The 20323-nt window shown below is 60.4% G+C and carries 16 protein-coding genes; 1 reads left to right on the forward strand and 15 read right to left on the reverse strand.

The genetic code is table 11. The features are described 5' to 3' along the window. Positions 1-65 precede the first annotated feature (65 nt). From V5E99_RS24620 to arnB, 9 genes are read right to left on the reverse strand one after another with little or no spacing between them, the layout of a single operon-like run. The gene (locus V5E99_RS24620; RefSeq protein ID WP_499804833.1) at positions 66-1688 is read right to left on the reverse strand and encodes an ArnT family glycosyltransferase; all 1623 of its coding nucleotides are present in this window, start codon (positions 1686-1688) and stop codon (positions 66-68) included. Further along, positions 1661-3040, reverse strand: coding sequence for a UDP-glucose dehydrogenase family protein (locus V5E99_RS24625; RefSeq protein WP_499804834.1), 1380 nt, complete (start codon positions 3038-3040; stop codon positions 1661-1663). The genes V5E99_RS24620 and V5E99_RS24625 overlap by 28 nt, the downstream gene beginning before the upstream one ends. Beyond that, positions 3037-3450: a 4-amino-4-deoxy-L-arabinose-phosphoundecaprenol flippase subunit ArnF gene (gene arnF, locus V5E99_RS24630; protein WP_499804835.1), complete on the reverse strand. Its 414-nt coding sequence runs from the start codon at positions 3448-3450 to the stop codon at positions 3037-3039. The genes V5E99_RS24625 and arnF overlap by 4 nt, the downstream gene beginning before the upstream one ends. Then, positions 3447-3791, reverse strand: coding sequence for a 4-amino-4-deoxy-L-arabinose-phosphoundecaprenol flippase subunit ArnE (gene arnE / locus V5E99_RS24635; RefSeq protein WP_499804836.1), 345 nt, complete (start codon positions 3789-3791; stop codon positions 3447-3449). Before arnE ends, arnF begins: the two co-directional genes overlap by 4 nt. Continuing rightward, positions 3788-5437: a lipid IV(A) 4-amino-4-deoxy-L-arabinosyltransferase gene (gene arnT, locus V5E99_RS24640; protein WP_499804837.1), complete on the reverse strand. Its 1650-nt coding sequence runs from the start codon at positions 5435-5437 to the stop codon at positions 3788-3790. Before arnT (V5E99_RS24640) ends, arnE begins: the two co-directional genes overlap by 4 nt. After that, entirely contained in the window at positions 5434-6318 is an 885-nt protein-coding gene (arnD, locus tag V5E99_RS24645; protein WP_499804838.1) for a 4-deoxy-4-formamido-L-arabinose-phosphoundecaprenol deformylase, read from the reverse strand. The genes arnT (V5E99_RS24640) and arnD overlap by 4 nt, the downstream gene beginning before the upstream one ends. Next, the gene (arnA, locus tag V5E99_RS24650; protein ID WP_499804839.1) at positions 6318-8309 is read right to left on the reverse strand and encodes a bifunctional UDP-4-amino-4-deoxy-L-arabinose formyltransferase/UDP-glucuronic acid oxidase ArnA; all 1992 of its coding nucleotides are present in this window, start codon (positions 8307-8309) and stop codon (positions 6318-6320) included. The genes arnD and arnA overlap by 1 nt, the downstream gene beginning before the upstream one ends. Further along, positions 8306-9325 carry an undecaprenyl-phosphate 4-deoxy-4-formamido-L-arabinose transferase gene (gene arnC, locus V5E99_RS24655; RefSeq protein WP_499804840.1) on the reverse strand — a complete coding sequence of 340 codons (1020 nt, stop codon included), beginning with the start codon at positions 9323-9325 and terminating at the stop codon, positions 8306-8308. Before arnC ends, arnA begins: the two co-directional genes overlap by 4 nt. Then, positions 9322-10470 carry a UDP-4-amino-4-deoxy-L-arabinose aminotransferase gene (gene arnB / locus V5E99_RS24660; RefSeq protein WP_499804841.1) on the reverse strand — a complete coding sequence of 383 codons (1149 nt, stop codon included), beginning with the start codon at positions 10468-10470 and terminating at the stop codon, positions 9322-9324. The genes arnC and arnB overlap by 4 nt, the downstream gene beginning before the upstream one ends. Before the next feature lie 375 nt (positions 10471-10845). Here arnB and V5E99_RS24665 point away from each other — a divergent pair, with 375 nt between their 5' ends. Continuing rightward, entirely contained in the window at positions 10846-11784 is a 939-nt protein-coding gene (locus tag V5E99_RS24665) for a site-specific integrase (RefSeq protein ID WP_499804842.1), read from the forward strand. Between the two features lie 6 nt (positions 11785-11790). Here V5E99_RS24665 and V5E99_RS24670 read toward each other — a convergent pair whose 3' ends face one another. From V5E99_RS24670 to pmrG, 6 genes are all read right to left on the reverse strand, one after another. Then, entirely contained in the window at positions 11791-12843 is a 1053-nt protein-coding gene (locus V5E99_RS24670) for an ABC transporter ATP-binding protein (protein WP_499804843.1), read from the reverse strand. Further along, entirely contained in the window at positions 12840-14342 is a 1503-nt protein-coding gene (locus tag V5E99_RS24675; RefSeq protein WP_499804844.1) for an ABC transporter permease, read from the reverse strand. The genes V5E99_RS24670 and V5E99_RS24675 overlap by 4 nt, the downstream gene beginning before the upstream one ends. A gap of 99 nt (positions 14343-14441) precedes the next feature. Then, positions 14442-15458 carry an iron ABC transporter substrate-binding protein gene (locus tag V5E99_RS24680; protein ID WP_499804845.1) on the reverse strand — a complete coding sequence of 339 codons (1017 nt, stop codon included), beginning with the start codon at positions 15456-15458 and terminating at the stop codon, positions 14442-14444. Positions 15459-15767: 309 nt separating this feature from the next. Further along, complete coding sequence (locus V5E99_RS24685) at positions 15768-17294, reverse strand: ArnT family glycosyltransferase (RefSeq protein WP_499804846.1); 1527 nt, start codon at positions 17292-17294, stop codon at positions 15768-15770. 123 nt (positions 17295-17417) lie between these two features. Continuing rightward, positions 17418-19142, reverse strand: coding sequence for a lipid IV(A) 4-amino-4-deoxy-L-arabinosyltransferase (gene arnT, locus V5E99_RS24690; RefSeq protein ID WP_499804847.1), 1725 nt, complete (start codon positions 19140-19142; stop codon positions 17418-17420). A 346-nt stretch (positions 19143-19488) separates the two neighbouring features. After that, on the reverse strand, positions 19489-20160 hold the full coding sequence (pmrG, locus tag V5E99_RS24695; protein WP_499804848.1) for a lipopolysaccharide core heptose(II)-phosphate phosphatase PmrG: 672 nt from the start codon (positions 20158-20160) through the stop codon (positions 19489-19491). Positions 20161-20323 lie beyond the last annotated feature (163 nt).

The raw sequence follows: 20323 nt of genomic DNA on the forward strand, positions 1-20323 counted from the left end.
GCCGAAGGCTGCGATCTTTTGCTCTTGAAAAAACAACGTCAAAAGATCGCAGCCTTCGGCAGCTCCTACAGGTGCAGTAACACGTAATCGTTTTTATCGAAACGCCCGGTCAGGACTGGCTGCAAATTGCCGAGGGTTGTTCCTTTGAGTGCGATGTAATCACTGCGATCCAACATCACCCACGCCGGTGCCGCGATAGTTTCCAGTTCCTGAACCGATTCAGTAAACACCGGTTGCAGGTCCTGTTCGATATTGACCATGAACTTGATCGCCTTGGCGTCTTTGCCCATACCGAACAACACCAGCGGCGCGGGGTCTTTTTGAACCTCCAGGAAAACGGCGCGGCTAAAGGTGCGTGAGTCGTAGAGCTGCCGCTCCACGGGTTCGAACACCAGGATGTAAACCGACCACAATCCCAATACCGCGCAAAACGCCAAGGCCTGCGCCCGCCACGCCGGCCGGAAAAGCGCCGCCACAGCCATTGCTTGCAGCACGCCAAGCACGATCATCACCGGTGCCAGGCCAGTGAGTTGCTCGGGGAAGCGCTTCTGGCCGACGATCAAGCCGACGATCAACAAGCCCGGGATCAGCAACCAAAGCCCCTGCATCACGCCACGCAATGCGCCGAACAATCGCCCCCGCGTTGCCTGAAACGGATACGCCGCAATGATTGCCGCCATGGGCAACATCGGCAGCAGGTAGCGCGCTTTTTTCGCCTGGGGAATCGACAGCCCGAGCATCACGATCAACCCGGCTGCCGCGCAATACAGCACCAGGCGCAGCTGCGGTCCGGCTTCGCGCGGCGTGGTCAGGCCGATGGCTAACAACGCCAAAACGCCCAACGGATAGGCCAGCGCATAGTTGCCCATGGAGCTGCTGAAGTAATACAGCGAACCGCTGGCGCCTTCACTGCCATCCATGCGTCCCATGAACTGCATGCGAATCACGTCCTGCATGAAGGCCGGGCCACCGCTGATTTTGGCCAGCAGCAACAGCAAGCCGACGCACACCACCAGCAGTGCCGCAGCGAGCAGACCGAAGCCAAACAGCCGTTGCCACTGACGATTGAGCAGGAAGTAGCTGCACAGCATGCCGGTCGGCACCACCAGGCCAATCGGCCCACGAATCCCGAAGCCAAGCAGCAGCAAGGCAAAGATCAGCAGCCAGCGACGGTTGGCGTTGAAATGATCGGCGGCATAGCCCAGGTAGAACACCGAAAACGCCACTGCCGCGAGCATCAGGTCCAGGGACACGGCGCGGGCTTCGGTGACAAACGTGTTGGTCAGCAACAGCAGGGCAATGCTGATCAATGCCCAGCGGGTGGAGTAGGGCGCCAGCAGCCGGTACATCAGCGTGACGATCACCGAACCGGCCACCGCACTTGGCAACCAGGCACTGAAGGCATTCACCTCACCGAATGGCAACGACAGCAACCAGACGAACAACGTGGTCACCGCCGAATAGTCAGCGTAAGGCTGGCCATAAGTGGTGGGGAAAAACGTCGGTCCGTGGCGGAGCATTTCCTGGGCAAACAACACAAACCGCGAATCGAAGCCGATCGCGGTCTGCTGGTAAACCCCGGCCATGAACAACAGCAATGCCAACAGCCCCAGACTCAGGGACTGCCGACGGATTGCGTTGCTGGATTGAGCCCCCACCGTCAGGCAACTGCTGGTGTAGTGGGCCATTGCTGTTGCGGAATCGGCAGCTTGCGTGACTCGCCGCGACCCATCGGGAAGTACAGGAAGCCACTGCGCGACAGGCGCTCAGCGTCGTACAGGTTGCGTCCGTCGAAGATCACCGGCGCAACGAGGCGCTGGCGCATCAGATCGAAGTCCGGGGCCTTGAATTGCTGCCATTCGGTGCAAATGATCAGGGCGTCTGCGCCGGTCAGTACCGATTCAGGCGTACCCATGAGCATCAGCTTCGATTCGTCCGGGTACAGATGCTGGGTTTCCTGCATGGCTTCAGGGTCGAACGCACGAACGTTGGCCCCGGCGGCGAACAGCGACTCGAGCAGTACCCGACTTGGCGCATCGCGCATGTCATCGGTGTTCGGCTTGAACGCCAGGCCCCACACGGCAAAGGTTTTGCCGGCCAGGTCGCCTTTGTAGAACGCATTGACCCGCTCGAACAGCTTGTGTTTCTGCCGTTCGTTGATGGCTTCCACTGCTTGCAACAGGTCGCTGGAGCAGTTCGCTTTCTCGGCACTGTGAATCAGTGCGCGCATGTCTTTCGGGAAGCACGAACCACCATAACCGCAGCCCGGATAGATGAAGTGATAGCCGATGCGCTGATCGGCGCCGATGCCCAGGCGCACGGATTCGATGTCGCAACCCAGGTGCTCGGCCAGTTCGGCGATCTGGTTGATGAAGCTGATCTTGGTGGCCAGCATGCAGTTGGCGGCGTATTTGGTCAGCTCGGCGCTGCGCAGGTCCATGAACATGATGCGGTCATGGTTTCGGTTGAACGGTGCGTAGAGTTCGCGCATGACCTCGCGCACTTCATCGCGCTCGCAGCCGACAATGATGCGGTCCGGGCGGCGGCAGTCGGCCACGGCCGTGCCTTCCTTGAGGAATTCGGGGTTGGAAACGATATCGAACTCCAGCTCACGACCCGCCTGTTGCAGCTTGCCTTCAATGTGGGCGCGAAGGGTGTCGCCGGTGCCGACCGGGACGGTGGATTTTTCCACCAGAATCAGCGGCTGCTCGCGATGACGCGCTACCGCGTCACCCACCGACAACACGTAGCTCAGGTCTGCCGAACCGTCTTCACTGGACGGCGTGCCGACGGCGATGAACAGCACTTCGCCGTGCTGAACGGCCAGTTTTTCATCGGTAGTGAACTGCAGGCGCTTGGCCTCCAGACTCTCCTTGACCAGGCTGGCCAGCCCCGGTTCGAAAATACTGACGTGGCCCTGTTTGAGCAATTCGACCTTTTTGGCATCGATGTCCATGCAGATCACATCGTGGCCGACTTCGGCCAGAACGGCAGCCTGCACGAGGCCAACGTAACCACTACCAAATACACTGATTTTCATGGGGCATTCCTAAGAACAGGTGCGCGAGCAGGTCGAGAGTTGATGGTTATTACCCCGAGGATGACGAGGGCCACCCCAAGGCTTTTTGCAAGACTGAAATGTTCGTTGAACGCCGGCAGACTGGCGGCCAGCAGGTACACCAGCGCATAGCTGATGCTCAACAGTGAGTACGCGCGGCCCAGCGGCACGTCGCGCAAGGCCAGCAACCAACTGAGCATCGACAACGCGTAGGCGAGGATCGCCGCCAGCACTACGCCGATGGCGATCAGATCAACGCTGCCATTGCCCAATGCCGTCAGCCATTGATCGGGTTGCGGCAAGCGGCTCATGCTCCAGCGCATGCCCAGTTGCGCGGCACTGGCGAGCATCACACTGCCAAGGGCGAAGCTGATTCCACGGCGCAGGTTCATGTTTGTTGCCCCAGCAAAACCACACCACCGATCACCAGTGCCACACCCAGCCAATGGCGACGGTCGATGGTTTCGTGAAAGACAAAACGGGCCACCAGGGTGATCAGCACGAAATTGAGGCTCAACATCGGGTAGGCGACGCCAACTTCGAGGCGCTGTAGCACCAGCAGCCAGACCAGCAGCCCCGAACCCAGCGAGAACAAGGCGAGCCACAACCACGGCGAGCGCAATTTCTCGCCCCAGCCTGAGTCTTTACCGCGCCAGCTCTCCACGGCGTACTTCTGGGCCACCTGGCCCAGGCAGGTCAGCAGACAGGCCGTCAGCAGCAGCAACAGGCTCATGACGCATCCTTGGGGATGATCAGAATCACCAGGTTGCCTTGCTCGTAGCGCTTGCCGTCTTTGGGCAACAGATCCACTTCGTGCAGTTCGTCGTCACCCTTGACCCGCATGACCACGCCGACCGAACCGGTCTTGCGCGCGTCCTGCATCCACTGTTGCACCTGATCGGTGGTGATCCGCCGATTGCCGGTGTCGGGATAGTCCAGGCCGTACTTGAGTTCGCCGACCGTGTTGTACAGGGCAACTTGCGGGTTTTGCAGGCGCCAGGCCAGCGCCGCCGCCGCCCCCAGATCATTGCTTAGCAAGTGCCCGGTCTGGCCCAGCTCTTGAGCGTGTTCGAGGATGAACTGGTCGGGCATCTTGTTCGAGACCACCGAATTAGGCAGGCCCGCCGGCACCAGTCCCATCAGGATCAGGCTGCCAAACGCCGGTGCCGCCCAACATTGCAAAGGACGGAAGGCTTGCAGCAGGTTGGCCATGATCCAGCCAATCAGCGCGATAAACACCAGGATCAGGTGATGCAACTCAAGCTCGTACAACGGCTTTTTCAGTTGCAGGTAAACCAGCGCCAGCAAGACGACCAGGCCCATTACCAGGTTCAGCAAACCGTTGATCCAAAGCGCCCGGCCTTGTTCAAGCTTCAAGCGGTCCGCCAACGAACTCCCCAGCAACAGCGCCAAGGGCAGCAGACAGGGCAGGATATAGGCGGGCAATTTGCCTTTGCTCAGGCTGAAGAAAATCAGCGGCATTACCAGCCACAACAGCAAAAAGCCGATGTTGGCCTGACGACGGGTTTGCCAGGCTTGTTTCAGTGCCGTTGGCAGCAACGCGGCCCAGGGCAGGCTGAACGCAACCAGCAGCGGCAGGTAGTACCACCACGGTGCGTCATGCTGGGCGTCTTCGCCGGCAAAGCGCTGAATGTGTTCGTGCCAGAAGAAGAACCGCCAGTAGTCGGGTTCCTGTGCATGCACGGCCAGGACCCACGGCAGGCTGATCGCGATGGCCACGACCACCGCGATCGGGCCGTAGACCAGCAGTTCACGCCAACGTTTCTGCCAGATCATCCACGGCAGAGCGATCAACACTGGCAGTAACCAGGCGAGGAATCCCTTGGTCATGAACCCCATGCCACAGGCCAGGCCCAACGAGACCCAGCCCAACAGCCGCTGACCGCGACTGGCGCTGTCCAGCGCAAACCACAGGGCGACCAGGCTCGCGTTGACCCAGAAAGTGAATTGCGGATCGAGGTTGGCATAACCGGCCTGGCCGGCAATGACGGTGAAACTCATGTACAGCAAGGCGCAGGCAAAACTTTTGCGCGGGTCGTTCCACATTCGGCGAGCGATCAAGAAGCACAGCAGCACACTCAGCCCGGTGCTCAGGGCCGAAGCGAAACGCACGCCAAACAGGTTGTCGCCAAACAGCGCCTGGCCGAGGGCGATCATCCAGTAGCCGGCCACCGGTTTCTCGAAGTAGCGCAAACCCATGAAATGCGGCGACACCCAGTTACCGCTCTGGAGCATGTCCTGGCTGATCTGGGCGTAGCGGGTTTCATCGGGAATCCATAAACCGTGGGTACCCAACGGCAACAGGTACGCCAGCAGCATCATGGCCAGCAACACAGGCAAGGCCCAGCGTTTACTCATGCGCCTTGCACTCCCAGCCAGCCTTCGCGGCCTTCGAGGGCGCCGCGTACCACACGCCCGGCCGGCAGGCTGGCGAACGACTCGGGCAACAGATCGCCCAAGGGTTTGAAACGAATATCCCGCTGGCGCGCATCGGCCAGCAGTTGACGGAAATCATTGGCCATCAGAATCCCTTCTACCTCGGCATGGATCGTGTAGACATTGAGTTTTTCAGCGGCAAAGCGGTCCAGGATGAACGCATTGAAATCCTTGGCCGCCACGGTTGGCCCGACAACCTCGTCAAAGGTCGGCAGGTCTACCGGGATTTGCGGTGCACCGAGTAGGCCATTGGCCAAGGTCGGCTGGAACAGGCTTTGGCCCCGGCAATCGCTGTTGTAGCGAAAGCCGAAGGCCTGCTTGGCTTCGATGACGCGCTCGTCCGCCCGCCAACCGGCTGACGCCGAGCAGTCGACTTTTGCCCCGAGGATGTCGCTGAGGCTGTCAACGCCCCGGCGAATCTGCTCGATCAGTTGCGCATCGCTCCAGCGCCCGGCGTTGGCCTGCCAGCCATGGTGATCCCAGGCGTGCAGGCCGACTTCATGACCGGCATCCCGGGCCTGACGCATCAGGTGCCCGAGATCACGACCAATGGGTTTGCCCGGCCAGGCAGTACCGGCCAGCAAAATATCCCAGCCATACAGGCCGGCGGCGTTGGAACGCAGCATTTTCCAGAGGAACTGCGGGCGGATGAGGCGCCACAAGTGGCGCCCCATGTTGTCCGGCCCGACGCTGAAGAAAAACGTCGCCTTGACCTGGGCCTCATCGAGGATTTCCAGCAACCGTGGCACCCCTTCGCGGGTGCCCCGGTAGGTGTCGACATCGATTCGAAGGCCTGCCTGCATCAGCGCTTGTCCGCGATTTCGAGCATGGCTTCGCGCAGGAAGAAGTCCAGCGTGTTGCCGATGGTTTCGCTCATTTCAACGGTCGGTTCCCAGTCCAGCAGGCGCTTGGCGTTGGCGATGCTTGGCTTGCGGTGTTCTACATCCTGGTAACCGGCACCGTAGAACGCCTTGCTTTCCACGTCGCGGAAACCGGCGAACGGAGGGAAGTTGGCACGCAACGGGTGAGCTTCGAACTGACGCAGCAGCTCTTCGCCCAACTGACGGATGCTGGCTTCGTTTTCCGGGTTGCCGATGTTGATGATCTGGCCGTTGCACACGTCGTTGTCGTTGTCGATGATCCGCGCCAGTGCCTCAACACCGTCAGCGATGTCGGTGAAGCAGCGTTTTTGCTCGCCGCCGTCGAACAGACGAATCGGCGTGCCTTCCACCAGGTTGAGGATCAACTGAGTGATCGCCCGGGAACTGCCGATACGCGCCGAGTCCAGGCGGTCCAGGCGTGGGCCCATCCAGTTGAACGGACGGAACAGGGTGAAGTTCAGGCCTTTGGCGCCGTAGGCCCAGATCACGCGGTCGAGCAGTTGCTTGGAAACCGAGTAGATCCAGCGCTGCTTGTTGATCGGACCCACGATCAGGTTCGAGGTGTCTTCGTCGAAGTTCTTGTCCTGGCACATGCCATAGACTTCGGAGGTCGACGGGAAGATCACGCGCTTGTTGTACTTCACGCAGTAGCGAACCAGTTTCAGGTTCTCTTCGAAGTCGAGTTCAAACACACGCAGCGGGTTGCGGGTGTATTCGATTGGCGTGGCGATGGCCACCAGCGGCAGGACCACGTCGCACTTCTTGATGTGGTACTCGATCCACTCGGAGTGAATGCTGATGTCGCCTTCGACGAAGTGGAAGTTCGGATGGCTGCGCAGGCGATCGATGGCATCGGAACCGATGTCCAGGCCGTAGACTTCGTAACGGTCGTCACGCAGCAAGCGCTCGGACAAGTGGTTGCCGATGAAGCCATTGACGCCGAGGATCAGCACGCGGGTACGACGCGGAGCGCGGCCGGACTCGGCACCGCGCAGCACCGAGCCGTCCACCAGGCCCAGCTCATTGGCCAGTTGCGGACCGCTCAGGTACAAGCCATTGTCGTTGCGCTGGCCGGCGGTGATCACCAGGGAGTCTTCACCGCAAGCGATGCGCAGCGGATCGACGCTGATGACACGGCCAGGGATTTGACCTTCATTGCCCTTGACGACTTGTGCGCCCCAGACAATCAGTTTGTGCTCGCCGACAGCGCAGAACGCGCCCGGATACGGTTGGGTCACGGCACGAACCAGGTTGAACAGTTCTTCGGCCGGTTTTTTCCAGACGAGCTTGCCATCGGCCGGGGTACGACGGCCGAACACGGTGGCTTTGGATTCGTCTTGCGCGGTTTCAGTGATTTTGCCTTGCAGCAGCGCCGGCAGAGTGTCGCGCAGCAAGGACGTGGCCGCTTCGCGCAGCTTGGCATGCAGGGTCAGGGCGGTGTCGGTGCGTTCGATCCCGACTTTTTCCTGGGCAACGATTGCGCCGGCATCGGCACGCTTGACCATGCGGTGCAGCGTCACGCCAGTTTCGGTTTCGCCGTTGACCAACACCCAGTTGGCCGGTGCGCGACCACGGTAGGCGGGCAACAACGAGCCGTGCAGGTTGAACGCACCTTGGCGGGCGGTGGCCAGCAGTGGCTCGCTCAGCAGGTTGCGGTAGTAGAACGAAAAAATGTAGTCCGGGTTGAGCTTGGCGATGCGCTCGATCCACAACGGATGGTTAGCGTCTTCCGGGGCGTGAACCGGGATGCCTTTATTGGCGCACAGTTGCGCGACGGAGCCGTAGAAGGCGTTTTCCTTCGGGTCATCGGCGTGCGTGAACACGGCCGCGATCTCAAAACCTGCGCCAAGCAGGGCATCGATGCCGGCACAGCCGATATCGTGATAGGCGAAGACAACAGCTTTTTTGCTCATGAGAGAACCTGATCTGAAGAAGTTGAAGTGAGACCGTCGACAGTGACAACGGGAGCAGGGGAGGCGGGTTGGCTACGCAAGACTTTTTCGATAAAGAACCGTGGACGTGCCCGGACATCGCTGTACATGCGGCCCAGGTATTCACCCAGCAGGCCCATGCCGATGAATTGCCCGCCGGTAAAGACGAACAGCACGGCGAACAGGACGAACGTGCCGCCGCCCGCCCAACCGGCACCAAAGGCCAGGCGCAGGATGACCAGCGTGATGGCGAATATCATGCCCAGCGCCGCCATGCCGAAGCCGACGATGCTGAGCAGGCGCAGCGGGGTGGTGGTCATGCAGGTGATCAGGTCAAACATCAGGTTGACCAGGCGCATCGGGCTGTACTTGGATTCGCCGTGCTCGCGCTCGGCGTGGGTCACCAGGATTTCCGTGGTGTGCCGGGCGAAGCTGTTGGCCAGGATCGGGATGAAGGTGCTGCGCTCGCGGCAGGCGAGCATCGCGTCGACGATGGTGCGCCGGTAAGCGCGCAGCATGCAGCCGTAGTCGCTCATGGCGACGCCGGTGGAACGCTGCACGGCAAGGTTGATCAGTTTCGACGGCCAGCGGCGCAAGGCCGAATCCTGGCGGTTGTTGCGCACGGTGGCGACCACGTCGTAGCCGAACTCGGCCTGGGCCACCAGGCGCGGAATTTCTTCCGGCGGGTTTTGCAGGTCGGCGTCGAGGGTAATCACCACGTCGCCTTTGCACTGTTCGAAACCGGCCATGATCGCTGCGTGCTGACCGTAGTTGCGGTTGAGAATAACCGCCACGATCGGGCTGCCTTCACGGTTGGCGGCGTCTTCGAGGATTTGCGCCGAGTTGTCGCGGCTGCCGTCATCCACCAGCACGATCTCGTACTCGTGGTGCAGTTGTGCGCAGGCCGCTTCGGTACGACGCAGCAACTCGGGCAGGCTTTCTTCTTCGTTGTAGACCGGAATGACGATCGACACGCAGTTGATTGGATAAGGTTTCAAAGGCTTCTGTCCATAATGTTTTCAATGGCGCCGACGACGCGTTCAACGTCATCGGTAGTCATGTCGGGGAACAATGGGATCGAACACAGCCGCGCCGAGTTCCATTCGGTATTGGGCAGATAGATGTTCGGGAAACGCTGGCGGTAGTAGGTGTGCAAGTGCGTGGCAATGAAGTGAATGCCGGTGCCGATGTTTTGTTCCTGCAAGGCCTTCATGAACGCTTCGCGGTCCAGTCCGCAACGTTCGGCGTCGATGCGCAGGATGAACAGGTGCCAGGCATGCTGCTGTGGGTAGGTCGGGATCGCCAGGGGTTCCACCGGCAGGCCTTCGAGGCGTTGCAGGTAGGTCTGGGCCAGTTGCGTGCGCTTGGCGTTGATCTCGTCCAGTCGCTCCAGTTGCACCAGGGCGATGGCGGCGTTGATGTCGGCCAGGTTGTACTTGAAGCCGGGCTCAATGACTTGCGCCTGCGGTTTGCGGCCACCGGTGAGGCGGTCGTAAGCATCAACGCCCAGGCCATGAAACTTGAGCATGCGCACGCGGTTGGCCAGCGCTTCATCGTCGCTGACGAACATCGCGCCTTCGGCGCAGGTCATGTTCTTGATCGCGTGGAAGGAGAAAATCGCCGTGCCTTGGGAGCCGACGTGACGACCTTTGTAAAAAGTCCCGGCGGCGTGGGCGGCGTCTTCGATCACGGGGATGCCGTGTTTGTCGGCCAAGGCGTAGAGCGGGTCGAGATCGAACGCCGCGCCGGCGTAATGCACCGGAATGATGGCCTTGGTCCGAGGGGTGATCGCCGCTTCGATGCTTTGCAGGTCGGTCATCAGGGTGTCGCGATCAACATCGACGAACACCGGTGTCGCCCCGAGCAGGCAGATCATGTTGGCGGTGGAAACCCAGGTCTGGGACGGGGTAATGACTTCATCCCCGGGACCGATGCCCAGGGCCAGCAAGGTGATGTGCATGCCGCCGGTGGCCGAAGACAATGCCACGGCATGCTTGCAACCAACATAGTTGGCGAAGTGCTCTTCCAGTGCCTGGTTTTTTGGCCCGGTGGTGATCCAGCCAGAGCGCAATACTTGCTCTACGGCTGCAATTTCTTCATCGCCAATACTGGGGCGCGAGAAGGGGAGAAAAGCCTGACTCATGGGGACCTCGGGACTGAAGCATCAACGGAATTTTGGCTGTAACGCCTTGGATCCACGTTGAGCGTAGACGCTAAAACGAATGCTGCATCAATTAGTTACCGCAGAAATATGACAGATTGCGTAGGTTGACTTTCTGCTCCTTGCTCGTCAGGTTGTGCAAGGCGACCGCGAGTCGCCATATCCATCCAGATTAAGCGCGAAAATGTGAAAGGGACATGAAAAACCGGTCGGCGTATCGTTTATCTGAAGTTCAGACAGCCATAGTTCAGACTTCTGCCGCTTATCGCCTAATTCCGGCACTGGCTTCTCCTTACTGCAAGTAGCCAAACTCCTTAGTTGTTGTGTTGAACCGTTTTCATTCAAGGTTTTTTTCGTTTGATTGACTTGCCCGTTAATGGCCCCAAGGCTGCAAAAGCCAACCCGCTGACCCTTTATCTGGCGCGCCTGGCGCCCTCCAGCCAACTGACCATGCGCTACGTTTTGCAAGACGCGGCGGATCGCTTGGGCTTTGAAGATGTGAACATCGAAGAGATTCCCTGGTACGAGCTCCAGCCCGAGGATGTGGTGGCCTTAGTCGCGACGTTGCGCACTGACGGCTACGCGCCCAATACCTCTTCGCTGTATGTAAACGCGGTGCGCGGGGTGATGAACGAAGCGTGGCGCATGAGCCTGATCAGCCAGGAGCACTTGCTGAAAATGCGCTCGGTCAAAGGGATTGCCGGCACACGGCTGTCCCAGGGGCGCAACCTCAAGCGCACGTTGATTCAGGAATTGATGGAGGTCTGTGCCGCCGATCCCCGGCCGCAAGGGTTGCGCGACGCGGCGATCATTGCGGTGCTTTACGGTTCGGGAATGCGCAAGTCGGAATCGGTAAACCTGGACCTGAATCAGGTCGATTTCCGCGAGCGCAGCCTGCGGGTCACGGCCAAGGGCAACAAACAGTTGATCAAGTACGCGCCGGCCTGGGCGTTCGCCAAACTGGAGGCCTGGCTTGAGTTGCGCCGCTCGCAATTGGGTGAAGGGCAGCAGGACGATCTGTTCCTGTTCAACCGCATCCGCCGTGGCAGTCACATCACCCGTGAGCGCATCACCAAACACGCGATCTATTACATTGCCCGGCAGCGCGGCGCCCAGGTGGGGGTGAAGATCATGCCCCACGATTTCCGGCGCTCGTTCATCACCCGCGTGATCGAAGAGTACGACCTGTCGATTGCGCAGAAACTGGCCCACCACAGCAACATCCAGACCACCGCCAACTACGATGTGCGCGATGACAATGAACGGCGCCGGGCGGTCGATCGCTTCGACCTGTAAGGACGATCAGTCACTCAGCACATGAGCATGACCGAGTGTGGTCACGTGAACCGCGGCACCGGCCGGCGGCGCGTGCATGCCGGAGCTGCGCACCAGCAATGAACGGCCGGGCTCGAATTCGCCGGGCAGTAATTCCACGGTCAAAGTGCAGGTGTTGCCGCCAAAATCGCGCTCGGTGACGACGCCGGGACAGCCGTGGGAATCGGTCGGCGAACTGCCAATTTGCAGTTGTTCGGGCCGCAGCATGATCTGCGCCGCTCCGTGTTTCCCCTGGTTGTTGACCGGGATGCGGCCCAGGTCGCAATGAGCCCAGCCCGCCTCGATACGGGCGGGCATCACCACGGCATCACCAAGAAATAGCGCGGTTTGTTCGTCGTCGGGATAGCGGTACAAATCCATCGGATGCCCGGATTGCACCAGTCGGCCCTGACGCATGACGGCCAACTGATCGGCGAATGACAACGCTTCGCTCTGATCGTGGGTCACCAGAATGGTGGTCACGCCGGCATCGGCCAACAACCGGGCGACCATTTTGCGCATGGCGGCGCGTAACCCGGTGTCCAGCGCCGAAAACGGCTCGTCCAGCAACATCAAGCGCGGCTGTTGCGCCAAGGCCCGGGCCAGAGCCACCCGTTGCTGCTGACCGCCGGACAGTTCGTGGGGCCAACGCTTGGCCATGGTCGAATCCAGGGCAACGCTGTCCATCAGTTCGGCGATTCGCTCCTGTCGAGCGGGGCCTTTGTCCGCCAGGCCGAAGCCGATGTTGTCGGCAACGGTCATGTGCGGGAACAACGCGCCGTCCTGGGGGACGTAACCGATCAAGCGCTGGTGCGCCGGTACTGAATGTGTGCCGTCGACCAGCGTCTGGCCATTGAGCGACAGGCTGCCGGCGTCGGGGAACTCGAAACCGGCAATCATGCGCAACAAAGTGGTTTTGCCCGAGCCGGACGGCCCGACGATCACCGTTCGACTGCCAGTCGGCACTGACAGGTTGATGTTCTCCAGGGCTTGCTGGGCGCCGAAGGCTTTGTAGATCGAGTTCAGTTCGAGGGTGTTCATCGGCCAGCCGTGCGTTTGGATTGGTGATAAAGAAGTCCGGTCAGCGGAAGTGACAGCACGATCATGATCAGCGCGTAGGGCGCTGCCGCCGCGTAGTCGATTTCGCTGGTCATGGCCCAGAAACCGGTGGCCAGGGTGCGGGTGCCGTTTGGCGCCAGCAGCAGGGTGGCGGTCAGCTCATTGGTGATCGCCAGAAACACCAGCGCGGCCCCGGCAGCGGCACCCGGTGCAGCCAGGCGCAGGGTGATCAACCACAGGGCCCGGCCGGGGGAGCGGCCGAGGCTGCGCGCCATGTTTTCCAGCTCCACGGGGGCCTGGGCGATGCCTGCCCGCAGACTCACCAGCGCCCGGGGCAGAAACATCAGCAGGTATGCCAGCAGCACCGTGATCGTGGTCTGGTAGATCGGTCGGGCGAAGTGAATCGTCACCGTGACCAACGCCAGGGCCACGACAATGCCGGGCAATGAACTGGTGATGTAGTTGCAGCTTTCGAGCACCCGTTGCAAACGACCCGGTGCACGAATCGACAGCCAGGCAATCGGGATCGCCGCGCACGTGGTCAGCGCCGCGCCAGCGACCCCGAGCAGCAAGGTCTGTTGCAGCGCCGGCAGCAAATCAGCCAGTTGCCAGACCTCGCTGCCCCCGGCGATCAGCCATTTGCCCAGGGTAATCAACGGCACCCCAAGCGCCAGCGCGCAGGTGACGACTTGCAAGGCGAGGGCGAGCAACGTGGTGTTGCCATCGAGCCGCACAATCCGCTGATCCCGGGCGCTGCCCGAGCCGACCCGGGCGTAACGGGCGCTGCCACGTGCTGCCGATTCGACGGTCAGCATGGCCAGGCAACACAGCGCCAAGACCCCAGCCAGCATGTTCGCGGCGGGGCCGTTGAAGGTGGATTTGAACTGATCGAAGATCGCCGTGGTGAAGGTGTCGAAGCGAATCATCGCGTACAGGCCATATTCCGCGAGCAAGTGCAGGCCAACCAGTAGCGCGCCGCCACAAATCGCCAGGCGCAGTTGTGGCAGAACCACCCGGAAAAACACCGCCCAGGGCTTGAGCCCGAGGGATTCGGCGACGTCTTCGATGGCTGGGTCGAGCCGCCGCAATGTGGCGGCCACCGGTAGATAAAGGAACGGGAAGTAGGCGATCACCGACACCAGCACGCCGGCCGGCAACCCATGAATCGAAGGAATCAGACTGACCCACGCGTAGCTGTGAACGAACGCCGGCACCGCCAGCGGCGCAGTCGCGAGTAACGACCACCAGCGTCGCCCCGGCAGGTTGGTGCGCTCGGTCAGCCACGCGAGGGAAATGCCCAGGGCGATGCACAAGGGCAGGGTGATCAGCACCAGCAACACGGTGTTGATCAGCAATTCGCCGACCCGGGGCCGAAACACCAGGGTCTCGATGGCGGCCCAACCGGTTTGCCAGGACACGCCGATCACAAACGCTATCGGCAGCAGCGCCAATAGCGAAACCAATACCGATAAAGCAGTCACCCACACGCCACCGCGGCCAATGAAGAGGCCGCGGGAGCGTCGTAACGAGTTCGCGGGTATCGCCGAAGCGACACCCGACGGCAGGGTTTCAGGCATCAATTAGAGCAGTCCGGCCTGGGTCATGAGTTCCACCGCTTTTTTGCTGTCGAGCTTGGAGGCGTCGACGGTCGGGGCATCGAGTTGCGCCAGCGGTACCAGTTTTGGGTTCGATTCGGCGTTCTGGCCCACGGCGTACTCAAACGAGTTGCCGGTCTTGAGAATCGCCTGGCCGTCCTTGCCGGTAATCCACTTCAGGAAGGCCTGGGCTTGTTCCTTGTGTTTGCTGGAGGCCAGGACGCCACCACCGGAGATGCTGACAAACGCACCCGGGTCCTTGTGCTTGAAGTAGTGCAGGCTGGTGTTCTTGCTGTTTTCGCCGGTCTTGGCCTGATCGACGAAACGGTAGTAGTGATAGATCACACCGCTGTCGATTTGCCCGGCATTCACCGCTTTCAGCACTGCACTGTTACCACGGTAAGCGGTGGAGTTGGCTTTCATCGCTTTCAACCACTCAAGCGTGGCGGCTTCGCCCTTGAGTTCAAGCACGGCAGCGACGATCGCCTGGAAGTCCGCACCGCCGGGTGATGCACCCCAACGACCTTTCCAGTTCGGCGACGCGAGGTCCAGCAGCGACTTGGGCAGATCGGCTTCGGCCAGTTTGCTCGGGTTGTAGACAAACACGGTGGAGCGCGCGGCGATGCCGACCCATTTGCCATGGGCTGGACGATAAGGTGCGCCGATTTGTTCCAGGGTGGCAGGCGCCACCGGGGCAAACAGCCCGGCGTTTTCTACCAGCACCATGGCTGGCGAGTTCTCGGTCAGGAATACGTCCGCCGGGGAGGCCGCACCTTCCTGGACGATCTGGTTGCCCATCTCGGTGTCATCGCCATTGCGCACGGTGACCTTGATGCCGGTCTCCTTGGTGAAACCCTCGATCCAGGATTTGGTCAGGCTTTCATGCTGTGCGTTGTAGACCACGATGCCGTCGGCTTCGGTGGCGGCGTACACGTGCCCGGCGCTGACCAGTGCGGTGGTCAGCAGTGCTCTTTTGAGAAAAGTAGGGATACGGGAAGTCATGCGATGCCAGCTCCTGTTTTTTAATTGGTGCGTGCGCCATCCCCGTGTTGACGAGGAAGGTTCTCAATAACTGTAGATCAATAGGAATCATTTGCATGTTTGAGGCGCGGCGAATGTAGAGCGCTGAATGAGAAAAAAACGTTAAAAAAACCGTCAATTCCTGTCATTCGGTGAGGGCGGGGTCATGCAAGGAAACACCACTGCGAGAGCGGGCTTGCTCGCGAATGCGGCGGGTCAGTCAGAGCAGATGTCTACTGAGCCACCGCATTCGCGAGCAAGCCCGCTCCCAGAGGGGATTACAGCGGTTGATCAGGATTGCGGGATAAACGCCACGCTTTGGTCCTCGCGACCGTGAAACATCCGTTCACCATTCGTGGGTGTGGTGGTGATGACTTGATGGTCGGCGCTCAGGTAGTTCAGCGGCAGGGCATCGCCATTGCGGTAATGCGCGACCACGATGGTGCGTTGCGGGTCCCAATGCTGGCCGCTGGTGGCGTCGAGCCAGGCCATCAGCGCAGCGCTGTCACCGGTGCGTGGGAAGTCTTGGGTTTCCTGCACGTAATAGAACGGCGCGCCGCCGGTTTGCAGGTACATGGGCAGTTTGTTATCGACTTCAATCATGACCATCTGCCAGTCGCGCAGTGGGGCACGTTTGCTGGCCTCAAGCTTGACCGTTTCGCCAAACTGGACCACGCCGCCACCGCTTTTGGTCCAGGGGTAGATGACCCCCAGCACCGCGAGCAGCAGGACCGTGGCCGCGCCAAAGCCGATCTTCCAGCCGCGACCGCCAAACCGGCTCACTGCGTTGCGTTGTGCTATTCGCCGGGTGATCCACCAGGCGCCCAATAATTGCGCAAACGGCACCAGAGGCAACACGTAGTAACTGCGCCGGCTGCCGCTGGCGGTGAAAAACAGCATCAACAGGCCCAGGCCCCAAATCAACCAACGGGTATTAGGCTCGATGCTGCGCCAATTGCGCACGGCAACCCACAACGCAATCAACCAGACTGGCGCCCAGGGCAGGGTGTAGACCGGCAGGTAAACCAGGTAGGTGTAAATCGGCCCGATGTTGTCGAACGGCTGGAAAAACCGCACGACGTTTTCCCGCAACACGAGGCCCAGGCCACTTTCGCCGTAGGTCGGCGCGCCGTAGAAGTGCGAGAGGATGAACGGTGTCATGTAGAACGCGCCGGCGATCACCAGGGCCACACACAGCCGCAGATTGAGGTGGCGTTTCCAGCGGCCGTCCTGCAGCAGATGCGGCAACAGCAACAGGCCCGGCAGAATGAAGCCGATCAGGCCTTTGAACAGCGAAGTCAGCGACAGCAGCAGGAAAAACCCCAGATAGCGGCCCAGTCGGGTGTCGTCCGGGCCGCGCCAGTACCACCACACCGCCGCCAGCACGCCGCAGACCGTCAGGATATCGGCCGTCGCGACTCGCGCCCAAAACACGAAATAGAACGTGGTCGCCAACATCCAGCCGGCAATCAGCCCGGTGCCTTTGCGAAACAGTTGCTCACCCAGCAGGTACACCAGCCAGACGCTGAGCCACGCGGATATCACCGACGACAATCGCAGCGACCAATGGCCCAGGCCGCCGGTCAGCCACGCCGTGGCGGTGATCAGCCAATAGGAAGGCAAAGGCTTGTCGTAATACGGCCCGCCCTTAAGGTACGGATCGAAGTAGTCGCCGCTCTGGAGCATTTGCAAGGCAATGTTGGCCCAGCGGGTTTCCGCGCCCCATAACTCCCGTGTGCCTAAACCCAACAACAACATCAGGGCCGTCGCGCCCAGCAGAAGCCATAGCGCACCCCTGTCACTTGCCCAGAACTTCATTGAGGGTTTCCTAGTAGCGATTGACATGCCTGTTTGGCGAGGGAGCTTGCTTGTGGTGAGAGAGCTAGCCTGTGGCGAGGGGTTTAGCCCGCTCGCCACAGGTTAAATGTTCGTCTTTAGTGCTCAGGGCTGGCTCTGGGGGAAAATCAGAATTTCCAGATTGCCCCTTTGGTAGCGCTTGCCATCCACCGGCAGCAACGCGACTTCCTCGACTTCCTGCACGCTGTTGACCCGCATCACCACCCCGACCGCGCCTTTCTTGCGGGCTTCGGTCATCCATTGGCCGACACTGTCCTTGGTGACTTTGCGCGAATCCATCGCCGGGTCGTCGAGGCCGTATTTCAGTTCGCCGATGGTGTTGAACAGATCGACCTGCGGACGCTGCAACCGCCAAGACAGGGCCGACGCCGCGCCCAGGTCGTTGCTGAGCAATGAGGTGGTCTGGCTCAAGGCATCCTGGTGTTCGGCAATAAACTGATCAGGCATCTTGCTGTTGACGATCGTCGCCGGCATCGCCGCCGGCAGCAGCGCCACCAGCAACCAGGTCCCCAGCGCCGGAGCCGCCCAGAACACCAATGGCCGCGAGACGGTCAGCGCGTTGGCGATGATCCAGCCGGCCAGCACGATGTAACCCAGGGACAGGCTGAACATCTCGTTGTGTTCGAAGATTTCCCTGGTGGCTTGAGCGTAAATCAAACCGATCAGGGCAACGCTGGCCAGCAGCACATTGAGCGCGCCGTTGAAACGAATGGCCCGGCCTTTGGCCTGGTCCAGCATGCCCACCACGGTATGCCCCATCAGCAATGCCAGCGGCAGCAGGCACGGCATGATGTAGGTCGGCAACTTGCCGTTGCTCAGGCTGAAAAAGGCCAGGGGCAACAACAGCCACAGCAGCAGAAAACCGATGGCTGGCTGCGCCTTGTGCTTCCAGGCCTGAATGAAGGTCGACGGTAACAACGCCGCCCACGGCAGGCTCGACACCACCAGCAACGGCAGATAGAACCACCACGGACGAGCGTGTTGCGCGTCATCGGCGGCAAACCGGCGAATGTGTTCGTGCCAGAAGAAAAAGCGCCAGAAGTCCGGTTCCTGATGGTGAATGGCAAGCACCCACGGCAGGCAGACCACTGCGGCAACGACTACGGCAATCGGCCCGTAACGCAACAGTTCACCCAGGCGTCGTTGCCAAAGCATGTAGGGCAGGGCGATCAGCACCGGCAACAGCCAGGCGAGAAAGCCCTTGGTCATGAAGCCCATGCCGCAGGCCAGGCCCAGTAAGGCCCAGGCACCGATTCGCCGTTTGCCTGACGGCTGATCAATGGCAAACCACAAGGCCACCAGACTCAAATTGACCCAGAAGGTGAACTGCGGATCGAGATTCGCATACCCCGCTTGCCCGGCGATCAGCCCGAAGCTCATGTAGAGCAAGGCACAGGCGCCGCTTTTACGCGGATCGCTCCACAAGCGGCGGGCGATCAGGTAGGTCAGCCAGACGCTCAGCCCGGTGCTGAGCGCCGAGGCGATCCGCACGCCAAACAGGTTATCGCCAAACACGGCCTGGCCGATGGCGATCATCCAGTAGCCGGCAATGGGCTTTTCGAAATAGCGGATGCCCATGAAATGCGGGGCGATCCAGTCGCCGCTCAGGCGCATTTCCTGGCTGATCTGGGCATAGCGGGTTTCGTCGGGAATCCACAAACCGTGGCTCATCAGTGGCAGTAAATAGAACACCACAAAGGCCAGGAGCAAGCCGGGAACGATCCAGCGTTCGGCGGCGGTGGGGGCTGGTGCAGGGCGGCGGGACAGATGCGCCGCAGGGTGTTGCAACAGGTTGTTATGGGACGTCATGACTCGACCTTAACGCAGGGACGTTGCTTGGTTCAGTGGAGCGCCCGGCGCAATCCTGCACGGGTACAACACTGGTTTGAATGAATACAGGTCTATCGGCAGCCGAATGTGCGTGGTCTCCCTGAATCCAGGGAACTATCAACCTTCCCGGCTGAACAGTTCCTGAAGGAATTCAAGCTTGAATTCCACCGATGTCCAGATATTCATGTAAAAGACAAACTTTCTTACATAGGTACGCCAACGAGGGAGAACTGATTAGCTCGCTACTCATTGCAACTCTTTATTAGGTTTTGTATTGCGGTTGGCATCTAACTGCTGATTCAGACGGCAGTACTCACTTCAGCGCTTAGCGCTTAGCGCTTAATAGCGAATGCCAATCAACGTCATTGAGTATGCCCAGCACTTGAAGTTGTCCATTGCCATCAATGCTCACAAACAAGGAGCTGCTGTATTCGCTGGTGCTGGCGTGCTGGAAACCGGTCTGCTTTTCGAAGTCGCTGATGCAGCCGCTGTGGGTGACCAGCACCGTGTTGCGGTGGGGGATTTTGTGCGCGACCACATCGTTGCGCAGGGTACTGCCACAACTGGCCAGCCATTCCTGGGTCGCCGCTGCTTTACCGAACATGTAATGCGCCGTTTGTTCGGTGCGGGTCACCGGGCTGGTGTAGACGTCGGTCTGAGCCATGCCGAGGCGCACAAAGCCCTGGCCCACGGTCGCCGCAGACTGGCTACCCAATTGGGTAATGCCGTCGGCCGGGCCCAGGCACGGGTTGCTCGAACGGTCGCAACGCTCGGCGTGACGCACCAGCACCACCACTTCGCCGGCCTGCCAGTGCCGGATCAGTTCCGCCTGAGCCTTGGCGCCGGCGTTGCCAAGATCGGTCGGGGACCGATGCCACAAGACGAAACCGGTCACCAGTGTCGCCACGACCAACACGGCCGACAGGCTGATAATTCTGCTGAGTCGCGATGGCAGCCACCGACTGGCCGGCATTGCAGATGACACTGATTCGACCACGGTCTTGCCCCTTTGGATAACCCGAAAACTGCACGCAACGCAGCCTTGGCCGGGAGAATTTCGACGAGATTTGAAGTTGCTCAATCAAACTTTTAACGATGAGCAGCAAACTAAGGGGCGGGGCGTATGAGCGCGGTGAAACGGATGTGAAAAATTTGCAGAA

The sequence above is a fragment of the Janthinobacterium sp. LPB2021202312-11-4 genome (genome assembly GCF_037049705.1).
In the GTDB taxonomy this organism is placed as follows: domain Bacteria; phylum Pseudomonadota; class Gammaproteobacteria; order Pseudomonadales; family Pseudomonadaceae; genus Aquipseudomonas.

Excerpts from the sequence above, each read along its gene's own strand:
- V5E99_RS24620 (WP_499804833.1), bottom strand. The coding sequence starts at position 1,688 with ATGGCCCACTACACCAGCAGTTGCCTGACGGTGGGGGCTCAATCCAGC.
- V5E99_RS24625 (WP_499804834.1), bottom strand. The coding sequence starts at position 3,040 with ATGAAAATCAGTGTATTTGGTAGTGGTTACGTTGGCCTCGTGCAGGCT.
- arnF (WP_499804835.1), bottom strand. The coding sequence starts at position 3,450 with ATGAACCTGCGCCGTGGAATCAGCTTCGCCCTTGGCAGTGTGATGCTC.
- arnE (WP_499804836.1), bottom strand. The coding sequence starts at position 3,791 with ATGAGCCTGTTGCTGCTGCTGACGGCCTGTCTGCTGACCTGCCTGGGC.
- arnT (WP_499804837.1), bottom strand. The coding sequence starts at position 5,437 with ATGAGTAAACGCTGGGCCTTGCCTGTGTTGCTGGCCATGATGCTGCTG.
- arnD (WP_499804838.1), bottom strand. The coding sequence starts at position 6,318 with ATGCAGGCAGGCCTTCGAATCGATGTCGACACCTACCGGGGCACCCGC.
- arnA (WP_499804839.1), bottom strand. The coding sequence starts at position 8,309 with ATGAGCAAAAAAGCTGTTGTCTTCGCCTATCACGATATCGGCTGTGCC.
- arnB (WP_499804841.1), bottom strand. The coding sequence starts at position 10,470 with ATGAGTCAGGCTTTTCTCCCCTTCTCGCGCCCCAGTATTGGCGATGAA.
- V5E99_RS24670 (WP_499804843.1), bottom strand. The coding sequence starts at position 12,843 with ATGAACACCCTCGAACTGAACTCGATCTACAAAGCCTTCGGCGCCCAG.
- V5E99_RS24680 (WP_499804845.1), bottom strand. The coding sequence starts at position 15,458 with ATGACTTCCCGTATCCCTACTTTTCTCAAAAGAGCACTGCTGACCACC.
- V5E99_RS24685 (WP_499804846.1), bottom strand. The coding sequence starts at position 17,294 with ATGAAGTTCTGGGCAAGTGACAGGGGTGCGCTATGGCTTCTGCTGGGC.
- arnT (WP_499804847.1), bottom strand. The coding sequence starts at position 19,142 with ATGACGTCCCATAACAACCTGTTGCAACACCCTGCGGCGCATCTGTCC.